Consider the following 15,778-nt stretch of genomic DNA (forward strand, 5'->3'; position numbering starts at 1 on the left):
CTGCAACGAACGGGCCGCAACCTACCGGAACCGCGAGAGAGTCAACGCGGAGCGGCGGGCAGCGTATGCAACGGACCCCGAACTGCGCGAGAAGGCGAAGGCGCGGGCGCGGGCGGCATACTATAAGAACCGCGAAGCCATCCTCGCGAAGCTCCGCGAGAAGTCGGCGGCGCGAAAACGTCGCTAGTTCCCCCGGCGTTCCCCAGAAACAGAAAGAAGAAACGCCCCTTGCGGGGCGTTCTCTTAGTCACCTGATTTCCTTGGTGATTTTGGCTCCGGCGGTAGGGATCGAACCTACGACCAATTGATTAACAGTCAACTGCTCTACCGCTGAGCTACGCCGGAACACGTGGGCGCATATAGCAAGTGCGATTCCGGGCGTCCAGAGGGTCGGGAAGAAAATGTATCGGTTTCACGAAAGCTCGAATACGGCTCCCGCGGTGAGGGGGCCGCGGGGCTGCGCCTCAAAGGTTTCGTGCAGCTCGATGAGGTGGGCGAGGACATTGCGTGCCGCGGCGGGCAGGAGCGCGGGCGGGATATCGGTGTAGAGGCGGCGGGCGAGGTCTTCGGCGGTTCCAGGCGCATCGGCCAAGGCCGTGCGAATCTGGTCGTGGCGCATCCGGCGGTGGGCGATCAGCTCCGCCATGCGGGCACGGGGCTCCTCGATCGCTGCGCCGTGACCGGGGTGGAGGCGGGTCCAGTCGGTGCGAGAGAGACGCTCAAGCGAGGCGAGGAAAGCCGACAGCTCGCCATCGGGCGGTGAGACGAGAGAGCTCGCCCAGCCCATGACCAGATCCCCGACGATCAGCTCATCCCCGACCGCGAAGGCCAGATGATTTGCCGTATGGCCCGGCGTGTGAAGGCTCGTGATCTCTTGCCCGTCGATCCTGAGACACGCGCCCTCCGTCAAAACCCCGTCCGGCTCGAAGCCCACATCCTGTCCTTCGCCGCCGCCCAAGGCGCCCTCGGCGGCAAGACGCGCCATGGCGGGGCTGCGGCCGGCTTCGGCACCCCCGAAGGCGAGCACCTCGGCGCCGGTGCGCCGCTTCAACTCGGGCACCAGCGCGGTGTGGTCGATATGCGTATGGGTGAGAAGAATGGTCGAGACATGCCCGCCCTCGGGCACTGCGGCCAGGATCGCCTCGAGATGTTCGGGCGCTGCGGGTCCGGGATCGACCACGGCGATCTCGCGCTCCCCGATGAGATAGGTGTTCGTTCCGTGATAGGTCATCGGCGACGGGTTCGGTGCGAGGATGCGCCGCAGCCCGGGCGAGAGCTCGATGATCCGGCCGTAATCGGGCGAGGGCGCGTTCATGTCCATTTCCTTTGCTCTCCGCAAGCGCCGTGCCACCCTATCAGCAGAGGCGCGCCGGGTCATGACGGGGCGGGCCGCAGCCAGCCCGGCTCAAGGCGCAGATCATCCGCGCCGACAAGGTGAGACAGCCGGCGAAGTTCCGCCATGATCCCTTGCTCACGGGTCTTGCCCAACGCGATCCCGGCCTCGGGCCAGAAGGCGCGCACGGCGATACGCGATCCATCGCGACGCGCATCGAGCCGGCCGATCAGCCGGTCGCCCTGCATCACCGGGAAGACGTAGTAGCCATATCGTCGCTTGGCCTCGGGCACGAAGATCTCGATCCTGTAGTGAAAGCCGAACAAGCCCTCTGCGCGCGCCCGATCCCTCAGTGCCGGGTCGAACGGGCTGAGGATGCGGATCCGCGAGGAGGGCTGCGGCAGATCGCCGAGGCCCTCCAGCGCCGCCTCGCTCGAGAAGACGCGCCGGGTGCGCCCATCGGCCATCTCGACATCGACCTCGATGAGGCGGCCCTCTTCGAGCGCGGCGGTGCACCACGCTTTCGCTTCGTCACGCCTGACGATTTCGAAGAAGGCCGCGATCTCTCCGCTGGTGCCGAAGCCGAGGCGGTCCAGCGCGGCGGACATGGCCCAATCGACGATTTCACCGTCGCTCCGCCGGGCGTTCAGGTATTCGGGCGGGATGACCCGTTCGGCGAGATCGTATTGCTTGCGGAACCCCTGCCGGTGACAGATGGCGAGCCGCCCGGAGCGCCACAGGAATTCAAGCGCCGTCTTGGAGGGGTGCCAATCCCACCAGCCCGAAGAGCCCTTGGCTTCGCCGGCGCCAACATCCAGTGACGAGGTCGGGCCACGCTCCGCGACATGGGAAAGCACGGTGTCAAGTTCGTCCCGCCATCCCTCGCGTCGGCAGGCAGGCCAGCGGGCCTGCATCCGGGCTTCGTCCCGTTCGAATTTCAGCCGCCACATCGGGTAGAACTTCATCGGGATCACGGCGGCATCGTGGGTCCAGTGCTCAAAGGCGCTTCGCCTTTTGGCAACCAGCCGTTCGAGCGCGGATGGGCGATAGCGGCCACGTCTGGACCAGAGGATCAGATCATGTGCGCGGGCCAGCGTATTGACGCTGTCGACCTGAACGAAGCCAAGCTGCTCGAGGACGTGTTCCAGATCTTTAGCCCGGCCCGAACCCGTGTCAGGGTCGAGCAGAAGATGCCGGTCGAGGAAGAGACGCCGGGCGGTCTTGTTGTCGAGGCGCGGGCGGGACATGCCCAGACCCTAGAGGCCCGCGTCGCAAAGGGCACGTTCGAAATGCGCCTGTCCCAAACCTGGGGCCAGCGCGCGTTCTGCGTCACTCCACCGTGATGGTCACGGGATCGCTCGTCACCGGCGGGTCGTGCGGCACGTGGTTCGCATCGCCGAGCAGAAGCTGCAGCCTGTGCTCGCCCGTCGGGAGTTCGGTTGTGACCTGCGTTTGCCCACCGCCGAAATGCACGATCTGATCCGTGGCCGGCAGGTTCGCGTCAAGATCGACGCTGTCCAGTTCGGTGTTGATCAGCAAATGGTGGTGGCCGGTATTCTCGGCGTCGGTTCCAGCCGGGGCGATGCCCATCCCCTCGAGGCCGAAGACGATTGTGACCGGGTTGGATACGGTTTCCCCGTCCGAAGGCGAGATGATGTAGGCGCGGGCATCCTCGGGTGCGGGTGTGCGGTGGTCCGATGCGTGCGCTGCACTTGCAAGTGCAAGCCCGGCTCCGAGCATGAGAGCATGCGGTTTCATGAAAGCCTCCCTGATTGGTCAGGCTTCCATCCTAGCACGGTGACGCGCGGGCTGCTGTGACGCTTGCGCGAGCGATGAGAGGACGCGCCTCCTCGCCTGTGCGTGCACCCGCCACGCAATTTGATGGCGGATGCACGGAATGTTTGAGATCAAGCCGCTTTCTTGCGGCGCGGGCGACGCGCTCGACCACGCCCACCCGGCGCCTGCGCGTTCGGTTTACCAGCGCCGCCGCCCTTGCCACGCCGCGAGCGGCCCGGTTTGCTGCCGCCCGGCGCGCGCCCGTCGATGAGCGGCGATGTGCCGCTTGCGACAGGCACCTCGATTTTCATCAGGCGCTGGATCTGCGCCAGAAGATCGGCCTCGTCGCTCGCGCAGAACGAAATCGCTTCGCCTTCACGGCCCGCACGCGCCGTCCGCCCGATCCGGTGCACGTAATTGTCCGGCACTTCCGGCAGATCGTAGTTGATGACATAGGCGACGCCCGGAATGTCGATGCCGCGTGCCGCAACGTCGGTCGCGACGAGCACGGTGATGTCTCCGTCCCGGAAGCCCTTGATCGCGCGGTCGCGTTGACCCTGGCTCTTGTTGCCGTGGATCGAGGCGGCATTGAAGCCGTCGGCGCGAAGTCCCTTCATCAGCTTCTCTGCGCCATGCTTGGTGCGTGCGAAGACCAGCGTCAGCGCGTTCGGATCCTGGCTCAGGATCTCGCGCAGCTTGCGGGGTTTCTCGGGCTTTTCAAGGAAATGCACAGATTGGGTGATCTTGTCGGCAGCCTTGCCCGGAGGCGAGACCTCGACCCGGCGAGGATCGGTGAGATAGGCGCGCGACAGCTCTTCCATCTGTTTCGGCATCGTCGCCGAGAAGAGCATGGTCTGACGCGGCGTACCGAGCTTCGGCGCGATTTTCCGCAAGGCGTGGATGAAGCCCATGTCGAGCATCTGGTCGGCTTCGTCGAGCACGAGATGCCGGACCTGGCCAAGATCGACCGCGCCGCGATCCATCAGGTCCATCAGGCGGCCCGGCGTCGCAACGAGGATATCCGTGCCGCGCGACAGGATCGAGATCTGCTTGCCGATGGATTGGCCGCCGACGACGGTCGTTACTTTCAGTTTCGTGCCTTCGGTGAGACCGCGCAAGCTCTCGGCGATCTGGTTCACCAGCTCACGCGTCGGTGCGAGGATCAGCGCCTTGGAGGTCTTCGGCAGCGGTTTGCCCGGCTGCGCCAGGAGGTGGTCGATGAGGGGCAGGCCGAAAGCCAGCGTCTTGCCGGTGCCGGTCTGGGCGAGCCCCATGATGTCGTGACCGTCAAGCGCAAGCGGGATCGCCTGGTTCTGGATCGGTGTGGGTTCGGAGAAGCCCGCGCGCTCGAGGGCCGTATTGAGTGCCGGCGCAAGGCCGAGCATGTCGAAATCGAACAATGTATATCCTTTACCAGCCACGCGCGGAAGAAACCCGGCACGGCCGTGATGACAGCCGCATCCTGCGCGGCCAGAGGGTTGACGAAGGCCAATGCGAGTCCGGGCGTATCCCGGGCCAACCGGCCGTCGCGTCAGGAGCCCTGCGTGATGGGGAACTGAAATTCGGTATCGCTGATGGCCCGAACGGGCGCGGCATGCTCACGCGGCAGCGCAGCGATAACAGGCAGATGGGCGAGCGGAGGTGCAAAGTCAATGAAAAAGCTTTGCGGCACCGCTCGGTCGCAGGTGGATCACGTCGAGATGAAGCGCACCTCGCCATCCGCCACGATGCCCGCAGTCAGGCGCCCGGTAGCGTACGCGCCGGTATCGAGCGCAATCCGTCCGTCCTCGGCCGAAGGCGCGTCGACGATCGTATGACCATGCACGACCCAGATGCCGTCGCGCCGGGGCGTCTGCAGGAAGTCGCGATGTCCCCATATCAGTGTCTTTTCCGGTGCGCTGGCGATTGGCTCGGAGGGATCTGCGCCGGCATGAAGAACCGCGACATTCCCGGTCTCATGCAGCACGGGCAGGGCGCGCAGCCACGCGACGAGGTCGTCGCCCATCGCGGTTTTCATCTCGTTGCGCGCCTCGCGCAGCTTCATGCCCCGCGTCATCTCGTTGAGGCCCGTAATGCCGATATCGGCAAGCGTCTGAAGGCCGCCATTGCGGAGCCAGCGCGGCCCCTTTTCCTCGGGGTTGTCGAGAAAGCCCACGAGCATGTCCTCGTGGTTGCCCTTGAGGCTGAGTATCTCCGGGCGCGCCATGAGAAAACGCAACGTGTTTACCGACGAGGGCCCGCGATCAACGTAATCGCCAACGCAGATGACACGCAGATCCGCGGGCAGTTTCGCGAGCAACTCTTCAAGAAGATCCAGCCGTCCGTGAACATCGCCAATCGCCGCGAAAGGTTCATCCGGAGCGGGAGGAGCGAATTCAGGTTTTGATGGTTTGCGAAGCTTCTCGATCAGCGACTTGAACAACAGGGACCTCGGATCTGGAAAGGATGCCCATGGTCCTACCAAGATCGGCGGACCTTGACCACGTGGCGCGTCACACGTCTGTGTCACCCTGCATCTGTGGATAAGTGCCGTATTCAGTACAACCTGTGGCCGACGCGCCACATCATGCCCCGTGCTTGGCGGTTGTGCGCCGACCGCGGGATGCTGTGCTCACGCGAATGATCTATGCATCCTTGAGAATCCGGGGGAGTTCTTGAGTGAAACGTATCGCGGTCATCGCGTTTGTCTCGCTTGCTGCGGGCAGTGCCGTCGAAGCGCAGGACAGCTTCGACGTTCGCTACTCGACCTATGGTTTGCCGGGCATGGTCGACATGCCGACGGCGCTCAGCTTTCCAGACTCCGATCTGTCGGTGACGGTGTCGGACTTCGGCGGCACAAGCCGGATCACTGGCAGTTTCCAGGTGTTGCCGCGGGTCACTGGTTCGTTTCGCTACTCGCGGATCCAAAACTTTTCCGGTCCGGGTGGTGATCTCTTCGATCGCAGCTTCTCTCTGCATGTCCGCCTGCTCGAGGAAACGCGCCGTCGCCCGGCACTGACGCTCGGCGTCAACGATCTTATCGGCACGGGCGTCTACGCATCCGAGTATCTCGTTGCGACGAAGCACCTGACGCCGCGCCTTCGGGTCACGGGCGGCCTGGGATGGGGACGGCTGGGATCGAATAACGGCTTCACCAACCCCTTGGGCTTCCTGAGCGAGACGCTTGAGACACGGCCCAGCCGTGATTTCGGACGGGGCGGCGAAGCCGAACTCGACCAGTTCTTCCGGGGAGACGCCGCTTTCTTTGGCGGAGTCGAGGTAAAGGCCACCGACAAGCTCAGCTTCGCCATCGAATATTCCTCCGACTCCTATGCGCGGGAAGATGGTCCGACCTTCGATTATCGCTCACCCTGGAACTTCGGTCTGACCTACAAGCTGCGCGAGAACGTGAATGTCTCGGCCGCTTATCTTTACGGGTCCGCGCTGGGGGTTCAGGTCACGTTTACAACCAACCCGACCGAGCCGCCTTATGATGGCGGCGGCGATCCTGCGCCATTCCTCGTCACGCCGCGCGCGGATGTCGATGTCGCCGCGCTCGGCTGGACGCAGCCCGACGGCGGAGCAACTGCGGTTGGGCAGCTCGAAGAGGTGCTAGAGGCGGAAGGCGTGCCGCTTCACGGCTTTTCGATCGAGGGTTCCGTTGCGCGTGTCGAGATCGAGAATACCCGCTGGCGCGCCAACGCCCAGGCTATCGGACGCACGGCGCGCGTTCTGACCGGTGCGATGCCGCCGCAAGTAGATACTTTCGTCATTCGTCCGGTCTCCAACGGCATCGCGGGCTCCGAGGTCACCATCCGCAGGGCGGATATGGAGGAGTTGGCATTCTCCCTCGACAATTCGTGGTCGAGCTATGCGCGCGCGCAGATCGAACCGACCACGACACCGTCCCAGCCACTCGCGCGGGTCTATCCGCGGTTCGATTTCGGTCTCGCGCCCTACGCCCAGCCGAGCCTTTTCGACCCAGATGCCCCGGTCCGCGCAGATTTCGGCGTTCAGCTCAACGCACAGTTCGAGCCCGCGCCCGGATTCTTGTTTCGGGGTTCAGTCCGCCAAAAAGTCTTCGGAAATCTAGACGAATCCGATCGTGTTTCAGACTCGGTGCTGCCGCGGGTTCGCAGCGAGACCAACATTTACGAGCGGACAGGTCCGACGGACCTACTGAACCTGACTGGGAGCTATTTCTTCAAGCCAGGGCGTGATCTTTATGGTCGCGTGACTGTTGGCTATCTTGAACGTCATTTCGGTGGGGTTTCGACCGAAGTGCTGTGGAAGCCGGTGGACAGCAATCTCGGGATCGGGGTTGAGGCAAACTACGTCAAGCAGCGCGCGTTCGATCAGGGCTTCGGCTTCCGCGACTACGAAGTCGCGACGGGGCACGCCTCGCTCTACTACGATTTCAACAACGGCTTCGAGGCTCAAGTCGACGCTGGTCGCTACCTTGCCGGTGATTGGGGCGCGACACTGACGATCAACAGGACCTTCAAGAATGGCTGGAAGATCGGTGCGTTCGCCACGCTCACCGACGTGCCTTTCGAGGAGTTCGGCGAAGGATCATTCGACAAGGGGCTCCTGCTGACCATCCCGCTCGATTGGGCGCGCGGCGATCCGACCCGTCAGAATTTCGGCTACGCGCTCCGGCCCATTTTGCGAGACGGCGGCGCGCGGTTGTCGATCCGCGACCGGCTCTATGAGAAGGTCAATCAGTCGCATGAGCAAGAGCTCCGCGACGGTTGGGGGAGGTTCTGGAAGTGATCCGTGTTCTCCCCATCTGCGCTATGGCTGCCCTCGCTGCCTGTGCCAGCACGCCGCCCTTCGGGTCTTTTCGGGCCGGGCTGACGCCAGAACTCGTGGCCACCGTGGACGCGCCGCTCCTCTATGTCGGTGTCGAAGGGCTCGGCCGCGAATCCACTGTCCAGCCGATCGAGACACTGGACGGTGTCACCACATGGCGCACGCCGGACGGCACCTCGGCGATTTCGACCCGCGACGGGCTTGTCGTCGCGACCCGCTCGCTCGGCGACGATTTGATGTCGGCCGATCTGGCGGGCTCCATTGCCGCTTCGAATGGGCAGGGGGGAGACGGGTATTACCCGCGCTTCCACACTACCCTGGACGGTGAATACCAGACGGAATTCCGGAGCTTCCAGTGCATCGTGACGGCGCGAGAGCCGGAGACCCTGAATATCCTGGGAACAGCGCGCGCCACGATTCGCACCGACGAGACATGCGCCACGCCAAGTTTCGACGTCACGAACAGCTATTGGCGCGGGACGGATGGGGAACTCGTGCGGTCCGAGCAGTGGATCAGCGAAGGCACTGGTGTCATCATTACCGAACGACTGAATTGATCCGCAGGCGGCGCCATGCGGGAGGAAAGGGAACAGCTATGAGGAAAGCGCTCATCGGATCGGCGTTGATAGTCGCCGCAATGACGCTCGGTGCGTGCGGCGTGAGTTACAACAGTCCGTCCGTCAGCCAGCAGGCCGGCGGAGCGGATGTGCGGGTGGTGGATATCGATCCGCAAACGCTGCTCGTTGCCAACCGCGCGCCTTACACGCCCAAATCCCTGCCGGAAGTCTTCTATGCAGCGGCCGGTGGTGGTCAGCTGCGCGGCGCTGGCGCGCTGCCCGAAGAGCCGTTCCTGCCCGACGAGCGGCGCCAGCCGCTGGAGTTGCGCGTGCCGCCGCAAATCCCGACCGAGCCCTACCGCATCGGCGTTGGCGATGTTCTTCTTCTCGCGACGAAATCCGCCGGATCGACGGTTGAGGAATTGTCCGGTCTTCTTGCCGCTCAGAACGCGCGGCAGGGCTACACTGTTCGCGACGACGGTGCGATCGCCATACCCGATATCGGCCCGGTGCAGGTCGCTGGCATGACCATCGAGGAAGCCGAAGCGATGCTGTTCGACGCGCTCGTGTCGAACCAGATCGACCCGGCCTTCTCGCTTGAGGTGGCCGAGTTCAACTCCAAGCGCGTCGCGGTCGGCGGGGCTGTGGGTGATCCGACAATCGTGCCGATCACGCTCAATACCCTGGATCTCGGTGAGGCGATCACCGCCGCCGGCGGCATTCAGGTCTCCAACGAGGAATTCGCCTCGATCCGCATCTACCGCGATGGATCGCTCTACCAGATCCCGTTCGAGGACTTCCTCTCGCGGCCGGACCTTCAGCGCATTCGTCTGACGAATGGCGACGCGGTCTACGTCGATACGAGCTACGATCTCCAGCAAGCGCTCGAGTTCTATCGCACCCGAATTGACGTCATCAACATTCGCCGCGATGCGCGCCAGTCTGCTATTCAGGAACTTCAAGCTGAAGTCGGCCTCCGCCGCGCTCAGCTGAACGAGCTGAGAGACAACTTCAGATCGCGGCTGGAGCTGGATGCCGAGGATCGTGACTATGTCTATCTTGCCGGCGAGGTAACCGAGCAGAGTCGCTTCGTCATGCCGTTCAACCAGCAGACAACCTTGGCGGATGTCATTTACGGCAATGGCGGGTTCCCGACGACAACCGGCGATCCTTCGGAAATCTACATCTTGCGGTCGTCCTCCAACCCGGCAGAGTTCGGCGCCGTCACAGCTTGGCACCTGAACGCGCGGAATGCGGCGAACCTCACGCTCGCGACGCGCTTCGAGATGCGCCCGAACGACGTGGTCTTCATCGAGGAGCAGCCGATCACCAAGTGGAACCGCGCCTTGCAGCAGGCCCTCCCGACGCTGATCAACACCGCCGCATCTGCCGCGCGGCAGGGGTTGGCGAACTAGGCTGACGCTGGGAAATCAAGGCCGCGCCGACCTCGTTGGCGCGGCTTTGTTGTTTGCATTACTGCAATCCCGAATTTTACGAGTTGGGCGAAATCGGGCGCCTCTGACCCGATTATCGCCTTAATTGCATCACGATTGAGCTCGACACTCACAGGGCATGAGACGGGGATCCGTCCCTCAAAAGCCTGGGAGAGCCTGATGCGTATTCTTGCGGTAGACGACGATCCGATTATCCTCGAACTGGTGACCACGGTTCTGAGCGATGCCGGTTACGAGGATGTCGTGACCGCTGGCTCGGCGGAGCAGGCGATGACGGTGATTTCCACGGTCGAGCGCCCGTTCGAATGCTTCCTTCTGGATATCTTGATGCCGGGCATCGACGGCGTCGCGCTTTGCGGCGAGATCCGTGCGAACCCGCTCTACAGGGCAACGCCGATCCTGATGGTCTCGCGTCTCGATGAGAAACACCATTTCGACCGTGCTTTCGCGGCGGGGGCGAGCGACTATGTCACCAAGCCGTTCGACGCGACCGAGTTCCGCGTGCGCCTTGGCCTGGCCGAGCAGATGCAGCGCCAGCAAGCGCAGCTGGCCGCGGCGCAGCACGGCAAGCCGGACCGCGAGAAGCCGCGCCTCTCCGAGGCCTTCAGGCTGGATGATGTGCCCTTTTCCATCGCGAACCATGCGCTGGAAAGCTACCTGCAAGGTGTCCCGGGCGGTGTCGGCGGCATGCAGTGCTTCGCGCTCAAGCTTGCCAACGCGGTTGAAATCCATCGGAAGGCTTCAGGCAACGATTATGAATTCGTGATCAACTCTCTGGCCGATGCGGTCACCGAAGTACTGGCGGGCGCAAACTACTTCATTTCCCATTCCGGCAACGGGGTCATCAGCTTCGTCGTTCATGGGGCGATCGACATGACCGAGGAGGAAGTGGCCCGGGCCGTGATGACCGAAGTCGGGATGCTCGATCTGCGTCTTGCCGATGGATCGCAGGTCAGCCCCGATGTCGTCGTCGGCTCAAGCAGCGTCTCGCGTCTCACCTCGCGGTCCGCGCGCATTGCCACGATGCGCGAGGCGGTGATGAACGCGGAAGGCATCGCCGACGCGGTTGCGGGAGGCAAGATCGTTCTTCAGGAACAGCCGCGCGACTCGCTGCTTGATCGCCTCTTCGGAGGTCTGGCAGCATGAGTTCCATGGCCAGTGAACGAAACCTTCAGCCCGCCCTCGACGCGATCCGCGTAAAATTCCTCGCAAGCCTCGAAACCCGGCTTGCGGAGCTCGATGCGCTCACGACCATGATAAAGTCTGGCGACAAGGGCTCGCGTGTCTGGGAAGAAGTGCGCCTTCGCGTTCACCGTATCGCGGGTGTCGCGGGGTCATTGGGCTTTCCTGCGCTCGGGGCACGTTCTGCGCGTCTCGATACCGCGATCGAGCAGTACATCGCCGAGCCGAGCAGCGCCGACGAGGCGACGATCCTCGCCGCTCTCGATGATCTTCTCGACGATATAGACGCGATCCTCGAAGACGGAAACTAGGTGTCATGCTCCGCCAGCATGTCCCGCAGCTGGTCGGTCAACGTCATCGGGTCGAAGGGTTTGGTCACGAATCCGATCGCATCCGTGCGCGCCATCAGGGCGTGCGAGCTGTCCTCCGTCTGCGCCGTCATGAAGATCGCCGGCACGGTTTTCAGATGGTCGAATTCTCGCAATTTGCCGAGCGTCTCTTCCCCGCTCATCTCCGGCATCATCTGATCGAGAAGCAGAAGATCGGGCGTCAGCGACGGGGCCGCGTCGAGGGCGGCCTTGCCGCCGGCATATTGATCGACCTGCAGGCCGCCGATCATTTCGAGCGCCAAGCGCGCGATCTCTCGAATGTCGGCATCGTCCTCTACGTGAAGGATGCTGGAAAGCTGCGTCACGCCGTGCCCCTTTTGCCAAAGTCGTGGGATGCTGCAACCACCCTGACGGGCAAATGCGGCAGAAATTCGTTGTATGCCGGCAACATTCGAGCTTCCATCGCACGACACAGGACTGTTTCGAAGCTGTCCTCGTCACACAATCTACCGAAGCGGGCAAGTCGCAACGAAAAAACACTATCAGGCAGGCGACAGTGAACCTTCGGAACTTGATCTGGCATCGGCGGCACATCGTGCTTGCAGTCGCGATCATCGCCGCAGTGGGCGTTGCGAGCAGTTTTTCCGTGTATCTTATGGCAAAGCAGGAGCGTGCGGAAGCGATCCTTGAGACGCATGAGCGCGCCGAGACGATCTCTGCCGAGCTGGAAAAGGGATTCCAACAGGTTCTGCTTGTCGCGCGCGGCGTCGCCGCTGCACTCGCGCGGGATACGAGGGTTGATAAGACGCTTTACGCCGATATCGTCGCGCGGGTGGCTCCGAACTCCGACGATGCGGTCGTCGAGTTCCTCAACATCGCCTTTTCGCGCGACCTCATCGTGCAGCAGGTCTATCCCCGGGCAGCAAATGCGGAGGTTCTTGGCCTCGACTACCGCGATTATCCCGATCAGCTGAGCCATGTCCGGCAGGCGCTGGACAATGCGGATGCCGTGATGATTGCACCGGTGGATCTCGTGCAGGGCGCGAAGGGCGCGATTGCGCGGATGCGTGTGGAGGATGTCCGGACGGAGGAGATCACGGGCGTGGTCTCGGTGGTGGCGACACTGGATTCGCTCTTTACGAAGGCGAATGACATCGCAGAACGGGACGGCCTCAATTTACAGGTCATTAAGACCGGCCCGACCAGTGAGCCGATGATTGTCTTCGGTGACGCGCCGCGAATGAATGCAGAGCCGGTCGTGATCGACTTCGATGTCCTGGATGAAACCTGGCAAATGCGGCTCGTCCCGCAGGAGGGCTGGGCGATCGCGCCTGCCGATGCGGCCTTCGTGTTCATTTTCTTCGGTGCGCTCGGCGGGTCGGTGTTTCTGCTTTTTTTGTATATCGACCGGACCGAAAGCATCCGCAGAAGTGCCGAGGAGAACCTGCATACCGCGATTGATGCCATCAATGACGGCTTTGCGCTCTACGACAAGGACGACCGTCTCGTTCTGTGCAACGATACGTACAAGAGCTTCTATCCCCGCAGCGCCGATGCGATCGTGCCGGGCGCCACCTTCGCCGAAATACTCGAAAAGGGGCTGCGGAACGGCGAATACCGCGATGCCTATGGCCGCGAAGGTGAATACACGGCAGAGCGCATGGCCGCCCATACCGGCAGCAATTCCACCTTCGTCGAAGAGCTCGATGACGGTCGCTGGCTGAAGATCTCGGAGCGTAAGCTCTCTGATGGAAGCCGGGTCGGGTTCCGCGTCGATATCACCGAACTCATGGAAGCGCGCCGCGCCGCCGAAGCGGGAAGCCGGGCCAAATCGGCTTTTCTCGACCGGATGAGCCACGAATTACGCACGCCGCTTTCCGTTCTCATGGGCTACGCGGCCTTCCTTTCGAAGCCCGAGCGACTGGCGGGCCGCCGCGCCCTGGAAGACCACGCCCCGGACGCGGAGCTTGCCGCCTATGATGCCGAGATCACGTCCCACGCGGAACACATCACGCGCTCGTCGCGCCAGCTTCTGTCGCTGATCGACCGCGTTCTTCAAGTAAGCCGGGCCGAGCAGGAGAGCTTCGAGGCTGGAGGGCAGCTGTCTCTCGATCTGATTCTCGACGATCTCGTGCGTGCGTTCGAAGTGCGTGCCGGGGATCGGTGCACCCTTGAGCTGCACAAGGCCGGATCCATTGCGACGGTCGATCACGGCGACACGGTACGCAAGGCGCTCAGCGAGATCTTGCGCCATTGCGTCGACGGGTTCCTCTCGGCGCATGTCGAAATGAGCGTCGCTGCACAGTCCGATACGATCAAGATTGCAGTCGAGATCGCCGGAGAACGGAACGCGCAAACGCCAGACGAAACTATCGTCGAGCCGTTTCCTAAGCAGAAGGTTCCATCGAGCCATCGCGACATGATGAGCCTCGAGCTGGCCATCGCCGAGCGTCTGGTCCTGCGGCTCGGGGGGCGCTTCGAGTATCGCCGCGATAGTGCCGCGCGCGATCTTGTCGATGTGACGCTGCCAAAGCCGAAAGATCGGGAGGTCGAGAATGCGGCATGAGGTCGAAAACGGGTCAGGCCTCTGCCCAAGTCTTGTCAGAATTCGCCTGTAACAACGTCACTGCATCCTGGAGAGCGCAAGTAAGGGGTTGTAATGATTAAATTTTCAAAGCGGATTGGCGCGCTAGGTCAGCGCAGGAATCTCGGTCTTGCGCTGGTTTTGGGCGGTATTTTCGGCGCATTCGCCGCGCTCAGCCTGGCGGAATTCGGCTATGATGGCGGCCTTCCGCTCGATCTGTACCTGCTGATGACAGCGACGCTGATCGTATCGGCCGGGGCGTTCTTCCAGCTCCATCTCTACAACCGTCAGCAGGAACAGAAACTCGAGCTGGAGCGCAAGGAAAACGCCGTCATGCGTATGGCGCTCGACACCCACGCGATTGTCTCGGTAACGGATTCGCAAGGGCGGATAATCGACGTGAATTCCCGCTTCACGGAACTGACAGGCTACGAGCGCAACGAAATCATCGGTCGCACGCCCCGGTTCCTGCACGAAAGCGAAGAGGGTACGCAGACCTTCCACATGATCCGCGCTGCTCTCGATCAGGGCAGGACATGGCATGGCGAGCATTGCTCGATCAGCAAAACCGGCGAGAAGCGCTGGTTCGAGGTGACTGTCGTTCCGATGATGAGCCAGCGCCGCGAATTGGTGAAGGCGATCTCCGTTCGAACCGACGTGACCGAACAACGTGCCGCGGAAGCCGACCGCCAGATGAGCGCGATCCTCGACAACATGCAGGACGAGGTGTTCATCTACCGGGCCCGCGATCTGCGTATGCACTATATGAACGAGGCTGCCTGTGCGCGGTTCGGCTGGAAAACGGCCGATGTGAAGTCCAAAACCATGACGGACATCCGCGGCGATTTCGACGAGGCGCGCTTCCGGCGTCACCTTGCCCCGCTTTTTTCCGGGTCGGTCACGACCACCTATCTTCAGGGCCAGCATTCCGGCGATCCGGTCGAGGTGGCGACCAGTCTTTTCGAGGCCGTCGACGGCGAGAAGCTGCTGATCTCGGTCCTGCGCGACATCCGGGAACGCGAAGCGCTCGCGCGGGCGAAACTCTCCTCGGTGTCGGTCGTCAGTCACGAGCTCCGCACGCCGCTCACCGCGATTTCCGGCGCGATCAAGATGCTCAAGGGCCGGTTCAGCGACGAATACAGCAAGCAGGTCGGCGGCATTGTCGATATCGCCGAGCGGAATTGCGAACGTCTTCTGTTCATCGTGAACGACATCCTCGATCTGGAGAAGATCGAGGCCGGCAAGATGTCCTTCGACAAGAAACCCCTCGCGATTGATGCCCTGGCGAGCGAGGCGATCAGCAGCCTGCAGCCTTATGCATCGGAGCTGGGTGTGCGCCTTTCGCTCGAGACGCAGGTCGAGGACGCGATGGTCGAGGCGGATGCCTCCCGCATGATGCAGGTCATGTCCAATCTTCTGTCGAACGCGGCGAAGTATTCGTCCGAAGGCGATGTCGTGAACGTCGCCGTCACGGCAACCGACGGCGGCTGGCGCGTTGCGGTCAAAGATCATGGGCCCGGTATCGGTCCCGAAGATCAGGCGAAACTCTTCAACACGTTCGCGCAGATCAATGCGGCCGACGGCAAGAAGCGTCTCGGCACAGGGCTCGGGCTCGCGATCACCCGGCGCATTCTCGACAATCACGGGGCGCGGATCGGGGTGGACAGCGTCGTCGGCAAAGGCTCCACGTTCTACTTCGAAATCCCGAAATACGTCGAAAATGCCGAGGCCGAGACGGTAATCGCCGCCTGATCGGACCTGCGCCACCTGTG

The 15,778-nt window shown here is 62.8% G+C and carries 13 protein-coding genes and 1 tRNA gene; 7 read left to right on the forward strand and 7 right to left on the reverse strand.

The features are described 5' to 3' along the window. Positions 1 to 270 precede the first annotated feature (270 nt). The 6 genes from FIU91_RS03955 to FIU91_RS03980 form a co-directional block, all read right to left on the reverse strand. Positions 271 to 345: transfer RNA gene (locus FIU91_RS03955), tRNA-Asn, on the reverse strand. 67 nt (positions 346 to 412) lie between these two features. Continuing rightward, positions 413 to 1,315 (reverse strand): MBL fold metallo-hydrolase, encoded by a 903-nt coding sequence (locus FIU91_RS03960; protein WP_152461532.1) that lies wholly within the window; start codon positions 1,313 to 1,315, stop codon positions 413 to 415. A 59-nt stretch (positions 1,316 to 1,374) separates the two neighbouring features. Continuing rightward, on the reverse strand, positions 1,375 to 2,580 hold the full coding sequence (locus tag FIU91_RS03965; RefSeq protein ID WP_152461533.1) for a winged helix-turn-helix domain-containing protein: 1,206 nt from the start codon (positions 2,578 to 2,580) through the stop codon (positions 1,375 to 1,377). 82 nt (positions 2,581 to 2,662) lie between these two features. Further along, a complete protein-coding gene (locus tag FIU91_RS03970; protein ID WP_152461534.1) occupies positions 2,663 to 3,091 on the reverse strand; it encodes a DUF4399 domain-containing protein in 429 nt (142 codons plus the stop codon). Positions 3,092 to 3,240: 149 nt separating this feature from the next. After that, positions 3,241 to 4,509: a DEAD/DEAH box helicase gene (locus FIU91_RS03975; RefSeq protein ID WP_152461535.1), complete on the reverse strand. Its 1,269-nt coding sequence runs from the start codon at positions 4,507 to 4,509 to the stop codon at positions 3,241 to 3,243. Positions 4,510 to 4,799: 290 nt separating this feature from the next. Then, the gene (locus FIU91_RS03980; RefSeq protein ID WP_254702041.1) at positions 4,800 to 5,531 is read right to left on the reverse strand and encodes a metallophosphoesterase; all 732 of its coding nucleotides are present in this window, start codon (positions 5,529 to 5,531) and stop codon (positions 4,800 to 4,802) included. A 236-nt stretch (positions 5,532 to 5,767) separates the two neighbouring features. Here FIU91_RS03980 and FIU91_RS03985 point away from each other — a divergent pair, with 236 nt between their 5' ends. From FIU91_RS03985 to FIU91_RS04005, 5 genes are all read left to right on the forward strand, one after another. Then, on the forward strand, positions 5,768 to 7,861 hold the full coding sequence (locus FIU91_RS03985; RefSeq protein ID WP_152461536.1) for a YjbH domain-containing protein: 2,094 nt from the start codon (positions 5,768 to 5,770) through the stop codon (positions 7,859 to 7,861). Continuing rightward, a complete protein-coding gene (locus FIU91_RS03990) occupies positions 7,858 to 8,457 on the forward strand; it encodes a YjbF family lipoprotein (RefSeq protein WP_152461537.1) in 600 nt (199 codons plus the stop codon). The genes FIU91_RS03985 and FIU91_RS03990 overlap by 4 nt, the downstream gene beginning before the upstream one ends. A gap of 38 nt (positions 8,458 to 8,495) precedes the next feature. Next, positions 8,496 to 9,872 (forward strand): polysaccharide biosynthesis/export family protein, encoded by a 1,377-nt coding sequence (locus FIU91_RS03995; protein ID WP_172974930.1) that lies wholly within the window; start codon positions 8,496 to 8,498, stop codon positions 9,870 to 9,872. A 198-nt stretch (positions 9,873 to 10,070) separates the two neighbouring features. After that, positions 10,071 to 11,057, forward strand: coding sequence for a PleD family two-component system response regulator (locus FIU91_RS04000; protein ID WP_152461538.1), 987 nt, complete (start codon positions 10,071 to 10,073; stop codon positions 11,055 to 11,057). A gap of 5 nt (positions 11,058 to 11,062) precedes the next feature. Further along, entirely contained in the window at positions 11,063 to 11,404 is a 342-nt protein-coding gene (locus FIU91_RS04005) for an Hpt domain-containing protein (RefSeq protein WP_093014260.1), read from the forward strand. Here FIU91_RS04005 and FIU91_RS04010 read toward each other — a convergent pair. Beyond that, the gene (locus FIU91_RS04010; RefSeq protein ID WP_093014257.1) at positions 11,401 to 11,787 is read right to left on the reverse strand and encodes a response regulator; all 387 of its coding nucleotides are present in this window, start codon (positions 11,785 to 11,787) and stop codon (positions 11,401 to 11,403) included. The genes FIU91_RS04005 and FIU91_RS04010 overlap by 4 nt on opposite strands. A gap of 290 nt (positions 11,788 to 12,077) precedes the next feature. On the opposite strand from FIU91_RS04010, the gene FIU91_RS04015 reads away from it, so the two are divergent. Together FIU91_RS04015 and FIU91_RS04020 are read left to right on the forward strand one after the other, a co-directional pair. Next, positions 12,078 to 13,988, forward strand: a complete 1,911-nt coding sequence (locus tag FIU91_RS04015) for a PAS-domain containing protein (RefSeq protein WP_254702097.1) — start codon at positions 12,078 to 12,080, stop codon at positions 13,986 to 13,988. Between the two features lie 93 nt (positions 13,989 to 14,081). Continuing rightward, positions 14,082 to 15,758, forward strand: coding sequence for a PAS domain S-box protein (locus tag FIU91_RS04020; RefSeq protein ID WP_152461541.1), 1,677 nt, complete (start codon positions 14,082 to 14,084; stop codon positions 15,756 to 15,758). Positions 15,759 to 15,778 lie beyond the last annotated feature (20 nt).

The organism is Roseivivax sp. THAF30 (assembly GCF_009363575.1).
Lineage (GTDB): Bacteria > Pseudomonadota > Alphaproteobacteria > Rhodobacterales > Rhodobacteraceae > Roseivivax > Roseivivax halotolerans.